The sequence below is a fragment of the Gordonia sp. UBA5067 genome, from assembly GCF_002414845.1.
Taxonomy (GTDB): Bacteria; Actinomycetota; Actinomycetes; order Mycobacteriales; family Mycobacteriaceae; genus Gordonia; species Gordonia defluvii.
On the sequence record NZ_DIAX01000057.1, the window covers coordinates 1 to 7,443 of the forward strand.

A 7,443-nucleotide genomic window follows, 5' to 3' on the forward strand; every position below is an offset into this window, starting at 1 on the left:
GCACCAGTTGCGCGGGCGGGTGGGTCGGGGCGGGCTGCCCGGCCTGTGTCTTCTGGTCACGGCCGTACCGGAGGGCTCCGCGGCGTTCCGCCGGTTGTCGGCGGTGGCCGCCACGACCGATGGGTTCGAGTTGGCCCGCCTCGACCTGGCCGAGCGCCGGGAGGGCGATGTCCTGGGTGCACTGCAGTCGGGGGGATCGTCGTCGCTGCGCTTCCTCTCGTTATTGTCCGATGCCGACGTCATCGCCGATGCCCGTGGCCTCGCTCGGTCGGTCGTCGACGACGACTTCGTCCTCGGCGACCACCCGGGCGCCGCGACGATCATCGATGCGGTCGTCGGCTCCCGTGCGGACTTCCTCGACAAGTCCTGATACCCGCCCGTGGGTTGTCGGGGAACCGGGCGCCGCCCGCGCGCGTCTAAGTCCACATGGGGGAGATGTTCTCGCGACGCGTCTGGGCGCTGCTGATCGGCGCCACCGCGCTCGCCGTGTTCGCGGCCGGGTCGATGGCGATGGACCAGCGGCGCGATCCGCCGGCCTCGGCGCGCGGGTGGCTGGCCGAGTTGCAGCGCATTCCACGGGTGGCGGCGCGGCTCCCGCACCGGCCGGACTACCGGCGCTCCGCATTCGGCGCGGCCTGGGCCGACGCGACGGATGTGTTCGGCGGCAACAATGCCTGCGACACCCGGAACGACATCCTGCGGCGCGACCTGGACGAGGCGGTGACCGCACCCGGCCCGCGGTGTGCCGCGACGGTGACGGCCGGCCGATTGCGCAGTCCGTACAGCGGTCGGGTGCTGGTGTTCCGGCGCAGCCGTGCCACCGCGGTGCAGATCGATCACATCGTGCCGCTGTCTTACGCCTGGGACATGGGAGCGCACGGGTGGTCGTCGACGGCCCGGCTGCGCCTTGCCAATGACCCGGCCAACCTGGTTGCGGTCGACGAGAAGTCGAATCAGGACAAGAGCGACCTCGAGCCGGCCCGCTGGATGCCCCCGGCCCGCCAGTTTCACTGCCAATACGCCAAGCAGTTTGTGGCGGTGCTCGCGTCCTATCCGATACTGCTCGACGAACCGTCGGCGCGCGTGCTGGACGGCGCGTTGCGCGGCTGCCGGTAGCCGCCGAGTGGGCACCTCAACCCCGCCGTGTGGGCACCTCAACCCCGCCGAGTGGGCACCTCAACCCCGCCGAGTGGGCACCTCAACCCCGCCGAGTGGGCACCTCAACCCCGTCGAGTGGGCACCTCAACCACGCCGGAGAAAGCCGTCGGCCACACCGGCGCTAACCTGGATCAAAGACATGTCTGGTTCAACGACATGTGGAGTCCAAACCCGAGCGAAGGAACGTGATGAGCGCACCCACCCGCGACCCCGGTACCGCGGCGCCGGCAGACGCGGTGGCCGTCGAGGTCACTGCGCTGGCCACTACCGCGAAGGCGGCGTCGCGGACCCTGGCCGCGCTGTCGACCGCCGAGAAGAACACGGTCCTGAACGCCGCGGCCGCGGCGATAGAGGCCGCCACCGAGACAATCGTCGCCGCCAACGGCTCGGATATCGCCCGCGCCGAAGCCGCGGGGACCGAGACCAGTCTGCTCGATCGCCTGCGTCTCACCCCGACGCGCGTCGCCGGCATCGCCGATGGGCTGCGGCAGGTCGCGGCGCTGCCTGACCCCATCGGAGAGGTGCTGGCGGGGAAGACCCTGCCCAACGGGTTGACGCTGCGTCAGATCCGGGTGCCGCTGGGCGTCGTCGGCATCGTGTACGAGGCGCGACCCAACGTCACCGTGGATGCGTTCGGGATCGGATTCAAGTCGGGCAACGCGGTCCTGCTCCGCGGATCGAGTTCCGCCGCCGATTCCAACGCTGCGCTGGTCGCGGTGCTGCGCGAGGTGCTCGGGGCGCACGGGATCAGTCCGGGCGCAGTTGCGCTTCTGCCCGCCCACGACCGGGCCAGTGTCACGGCACTGATCCAGGCACGTGGCCTCGTCGACGTGGTCATCCCGCGCGGCGGTGCCGGTTTGATCAGTGCGGTGGTCGCCAACGCGACCGTTCCGACGATCGAGACTGGGACGGGTAACTGTCACGTCTACGTCCACCGGGCGGCCGACCTGGACATGGCCCAGGCGGTCGTCATCAACGCCAAGACCAGGCGGCCGAGCGTCTGCAACACCGCGGAGACGGTGCTGATTGACGACGCGATCGCCGACGTCGCGCTTCCGCGCCTCGTGGCGGCGTTGCAGGAATCCGGTGTCACCATCCACGGCGACGAGGAGGGGATGGAAGCGGCCACCGAGAAGGACTGGAGTGAGGAGTACCTGTCGCTGGACATCGCGGTGCGCCGCGTTGCGGGGCTTGATGAGGCGATCGAACACATCGGGCGCTACGGCACCGGACACACCGAGGCCATCATCACCGCCGACCTTGCTGCCGCCAACGAATTCGCCAGGCGGGTCGACGCCGCGGCGGTCATCGTCAACGCTTCCACCGCGTTCACCGACGGTGAGCAGTTCGGCTTCGGCGCCGAGATCGGGATTTCGACCCAGAAGTTGCATGCCCGCGGCCCGATGGGCCTGCCGGAACTGACCTCGTCCAAGTGGGTCGTCTGGGGCGACGGCCAGATTCGGCCCGTCTGATGACGCGTGACACCAGGCCGGCGGCGTCCGCGGAGTCGACGATCGTGCCCGCATTCGGCTCCGTCGACGACGTTGCGCAGCGGCTGACCGCCACCGGATACCTCCCCGACGCGGCGACCACGACGGCGACCTATCTCGCCGACCGACTCGGAAAGCCGCTGCTCGTCGAAGGTCCCGCCGGCGTTGGCAAGACTGAGTTGGCCAAGGCGATCGCCGCGGCCACCGGGGCCGATCTGGTCCGGCTCCAATGCTACGAGGGTCTTGACGAGGCCCGCGCGCTGTACGAGTGGAACCACGCGAAGCAGATCCTGCACATCCAGTCGACCGGTGCCCGCGACTGGGCCGATACCAAGACCGACATCTTCTCTGCCGAGTTCCTGCTCCCACGGCCGTTGCTGAAGGCGATCTCGCGGACCGAGCCGACCGTGCTGCTCATCGACGAGGTGGACAAGGCCGAAGTCGACATGGAGGGGCTGTTGTTGGAGGTGCTGTCCGATTTCGCCGTGTCGATCCCGGAGATGGGCACCGTTCGCGCGGCGCAGCGACCGATCGTGATCCTCACCTCCAACGCGGCCCGCGAACTGTCCGAAGCGCTCAAACGCCGCTGCCTGTACCTGTACATCGACTTTCCCGACGCCGCGCGGGAAAAGGAGATCCTCGCCAGCCGGGTGCCGGACCTGCCCGAAGTGCTCGCCGCCGAGGTGGTCCGGATCATCGGGGCGCTGCGCGGGCTCGATATCCGTAAGAAGCCGTCGGTCTCGGAAACCATCGACTGGGGCAACACCCTGCTCGCCCTGGCCGCCGGCGCCCCCGCGGGCAGCCCGGAGGCAAAGCTCGCCAACGGCCGGATCGACGACTCGCTGATCGCGCGAACCCTCGGCGTGGTTCTCAAGCACCGGCCCGACCTGGCGACCGCGCGTAAAGAACTCAAGCTGAACCAAGACTGATGTCGGGGCGAGCGGAGTTCGCGGAGCGACCGGAGGTGTCGCCGGTGCCCCTCCTCGACCACCTGGTGGCGTTCATCGATGAGTTGCGGCGACGTGGTATCGACATCGGCCCGGCCGCTCTACTCGATGCGGGCCAGGCGGTGGGCGTCCTCGACCTGCTGGACCGCGCGTCGCTCCGCGAAGGCCTGGCTGCCACTCTGCTGTCCACCCACATGCACCGCGACATGTTCGACCGCGCCTTCGACCTGTGGTTCCCGTTGGGCACCGGGGCGCGCACCACGGCGACCGAGATTCCGCGCGACGCCGACGGAAACGTCGACATCGAGGCATTTCGGGATATGGTCGCCGAGGTGATGGCCGACGATGCGGCGGGTACCGACGGCCGTCAGGGCGAGTTGATCGCCATGATCGTCGACGAGTTCGGTCGCTATGAGGGGGCGCGGGGCGAGGCGTTCTCGGCCTACCAGGCGACGTCGACGATCAACCCGCAAACGTTGATCGCCGCCATCGCGGCCGCGATGGCGCGCGGTGCGGTTGATGACGAGTCGGGTGCACGGGCGGGGACCCAGCCCCGCTACCGGCGGGCAGCGGCGGACCGCGCGGCGCAGTTGCGCGCGGGAATCGAGGCCGAGACACAACGGCGGATGGCCGGCCGGCACGGGCGGGACCGCGTCGCCGAGTACGCGGTGCCCAAGTTGCCCGAGCAGATGAGCTTCCTGCATTCGGGCCCGCGCGATCTGGCGCAGATCCGGCGCACCGTGCAACCGCTGGCCCGGTTGCTCGCGGCCCGGTTGGAGATTCGTCGCCGGCGGGCGCGGCACGGCCCAGTCGACGTGCGGCGCACGTTGCGGGCCTCGATGTCGACCGGGGGCGTCCCGATCAAGCTGACCCACCGGCGCCCGCGCCCCGGCCGTCCCGAACTGGTGGTCGTCTGCGACGTCTCCGGCTCGGTATCGGGCTTCTCGCAGTTCACGCTCCAACTCGTCTACGCCCTGCGTCAACAGTTCTCGAAGGTGCGGGTGTTCGCCTTCGTCGACACCGTCGACGAGGTGACCGACTTCTTCGATCGCGGCCAGGCCGACGAGACTTTCGGGGAGGTCATGCACGAGATGATCACCACGGCCCGGATCGCGACCCGCGACGGCCACTCCGACTACGGGCACATGCTCAACGGGTTCGCCCGCGACTATCTCGACTCGCTGACCCACCGGGGTGCGCTGCTGATCCTTGGCGATGCGCGCAACAACTACCACTGGACGGAGACCGAATCGCTGCTCGCCTTGACCGAGCGGGTGCGGCACGCCTATTGGCTCAATCCGGAGCGACGCGAGGATTGGGGCAGCGGCGACTCGGACGCCGACGTTTATGCCGAGGTGATCGACATGTACGAATGCCGCAATGCCGAACAGTTGGCCAAGGTTATCGGCGATCTATTGCCGGTGTGAGCGTAAGCTTTGGCGCCATGTCGACAGATGCCCGGGCCATGACGCGCCGCCGCCGGGTGGGGGTCATGGGCGGGACCTTCGATCCGATCCACAACGGGCACCTCGTCGCCGGTAGTGAGGTGGCCCACCGGTTTGGGCTCGACGAGGTGATCTTCGTTCCGACCGGCCGGCCGTGGCAGAAGACCGGCGGTGGGCAGCTGGGGGCGGGACAGGTCTCGGCGCGCGACGTGAGTCCGGCGGAGGACCGTTACCTGATGACCGTCATCGCCACCGCGTCGAACCCGCAGTTCTCCGTCAGTCGCGTCGACATCGACCGCGAGGGCAACACCTTCACGGTGGACACCTTGCGCGACCTGCGCCGCCTGCTTCCCGACGCGGAGTTGTACTTCATCACCGGTGCCGATGCGCTGGAGTCGATCCTGTCCTGGCAGGACTTCGACGAGATGCTCGCTCTGGCCCGCTTCGTCGGTGTCAGCCGCCCCGGCTATGAACTGTCTGCCACCCATCTCGCCAAGCATCTGCGCGAATTGCCGCCGGACACGCTGCAGATGCTGGAAATTCCGGCACTGGCGATTTCGTCGACGGAGTGCCGTGCTCGTGCGGCGGCGGCCCGGCCGGTGTGGTACCTGGTCCCCGACGGGGTGGTGCAATACATCGCCAAGCGAGGGCTGTACCGTCGGTGGCCGCATCCGGGGCCCAGTGTTTCGGCGCCGGGATAACGCTCGAACGCGGGCGAATTATTGTCGCGCCGCACCACCGCGCGACGCGGTCGCTAAAGTGTTCCGCAGTCTGCCGGACCCGTCGTATCTCCGACCCCACCGGCACCGAGTCGAAGGATTGCCCCTGTGACTACGACCGCTCCCGTACCGACCGGCCCGCACGCCGTGACCGTCGACACTGACGAGGGGTACCAGCGCGGACTCACCACGCGCACCGTCCAGATGATCGCCATCGGCGGTGCCATCGGTACCGGACTCTTCTACGGGTCGGGTGCCGCCATCGAAATGGCCGGCCCGGCACTCCTGGTCGCCTACGGGGTGGCCGGTCTCGCAGTGTTCTTCATGATGCGCGCGCTCGGCGAGCTGCTGCTGTACCGGCCGGTCGCCGGCGGCATCTCGGAGTACGCCGACGAGTTCCTCGGCCGTTTTGCCGGGTTCAGTCAGGGCTGGACCTACTGGGCGGTGTGGGTGACCACGTGTATGGCTGAGATCACCGTCGCCGGCAAGTACGTCAACTACTGGTGGCCGGTGATCCCGGTCTGGTTGACGGCGCTGGTCTCGCTGGGCGTCCTGTTCTGCGCCAATCTGATTTCCGTCGGCGTGTTCGGTCGCGCCGAATTCTGGTTCTCCAGCATCAAGATCGTGACCATCTTCGGCATGATCATCATCGGCCTGGGCATTCTCCTGCCGATCGCCGGGTTCGGGCCCGAGCACGGCCCCTCGGTGGCCAACCTGTGGAACGACGGGGGATTCTTCCCGACGGGGCACTGGAACGCGTTGCTCGTGCTGCAGATCGTCATGTTCGCCTACGTGGGCGTGGAACTGGTCGGCGTCACCGCCGGGGAGGCGCAGAACCCCAGGGTCACGCTGCGCAGGGCGATCAATTCGGTGCCGTTCCGGATCGGGATCTTCTATCTCGGCGCGCTGATGGTCATCCTGTGCGTGAAGGGGTGGCGCAACTTTCACGAGGGGACCAGTCCGTTCGTGCAGGTTTTCGAAGATGTCGGGATGCCGGGTGCGGCCGGGATCATCAACTTCGTCCTGTTGACCGCGGCACTGTCATCGTGCAACTCCGGCATCTACTCGACGGGGCGCATGCTGCGGTCGCTGTCGATGCGCGGTGACGCCCCGCACCAGTTATCGGGCCTGTCTTCGCGCCACGTGCCGATCACCGGGATCGTGTTGTCGGCGGCGGTGATGATCATCGGCGTGGTGATCAACGTGATCGACACCAGCCGCGCCTTCCTCTGGATCACCTCCGTGTCGACCGTCGGCATCCTCGTCGTGTGGTCGACGATCATCGTCTGCCACCTCGTCTACCGAAACCGCATCAAGCAGGGGTTGCTGCCGCCCACCGACTACACGGTGCCCGGCGCACCCGTCACGTCCTATCTCACGCTGGCCTTCTTTGTCGGGGTGCTGATCCTGCTCGGGTTCACCAGTTCGGGTCGCACCGCACTGGCGGTTGGCGCGGTCTGGTTCCTGCTCGTCATCCTCGGGTACCAGCTGTGGCGCGCGCTGCAGAAGTCGACTGGCGACGGGGACCCGGCCGGTGGTGACCCCCTTAGTGATGCAGATGCCGGCATCACGGTGGGGACTGCGGTCACGGTGGGGACTGCGGTCGCGGTGGGGACGGGTGCGGTGAACGTCACGCGCTCGCCATCGCCGTCGTCGGCGATCACCGAGCAGATCCCGGTGGTCG

At 68.2% G+C, this 7,443-nt stretch carries 6 protein-coding genes and 1 pseudogene; all 7 read left to right on the top strand.

Going from position 1 to position 7,443, the window contains the following annotated elements; genetic code table 11:
* Nucleotides 1-370, top strand: a pseudogene (locus tag B4M62_RS09380) (ATP-dependent DNA helicase RecG); the annotation flags it as partial.
* Between the two features lie 56 nt (nt 371-426).
* The gene (locus B4M62_RS09385; protein WP_290706974.1) at nt 427-1,116 is read left to right on the top strand and encodes an HNH endonuclease family protein; all 690 of its coding nucleotides are present in this window, start codon (nt 427-429) and stop codon (nt 1,114-1,116) included.
* A 230-nt stretch (nt 1,117-1,346) separates the two neighbouring features.
* Nucleotides 1,347-2,630, top strand: a complete 1,284-nt coding sequence (locus B4M62_RS09390) for a glutamate-5-semialdehyde dehydrogenase (protein WP_290706976.1) — start codon at nt 1,347-1,349, stop codon at nt 2,628-2,630.
* On the top strand, nt 2,630-3,577 hold the full coding sequence (locus tag B4M62_RS09395; protein ID WP_290706979.1) for an AAA family ATPase: 948 nt from the start codon (nt 2,630-2,632) through the stop codon (nt 3,575-3,577). The genes B4M62_RS09390 and B4M62_RS09395 overlap by 1 nt, the downstream gene beginning before the upstream one ends.
* Complete coding sequence (locus B4M62_RS09400; RefSeq protein WP_290706981.1) at nt 3,577-5,022, top strand: vWA domain-containing protein; 1,446 nt, start codon at nt 3,577-3,579, stop codon at nt 5,020-5,022. Before B4M62_RS09395 ends, B4M62_RS09400 begins: the two co-directional genes overlap by 1 nt.
* 17 nt (nt 5,023-5,039) lie before the next feature.
* On the top strand, nt 5,040-5,741 hold the full coding sequence (gene nadD / locus B4M62_RS09405) for a nicotinate-nucleotide adenylyltransferase (RefSeq protein ID WP_290706983.1): 702 nt from the start codon (nt 5,040-5,042) through the stop codon (nt 5,739-5,741).
* Between the two features lie 126 nt (nt 5,742-5,867).
* Nucleotides 5,868-7,443: amino acid permease (locus tag B4M62_RS09410; RefSeq protein WP_290706984.1), on the top strand; the 1,576-nt coding region annotated here is incomplete at its 3' end.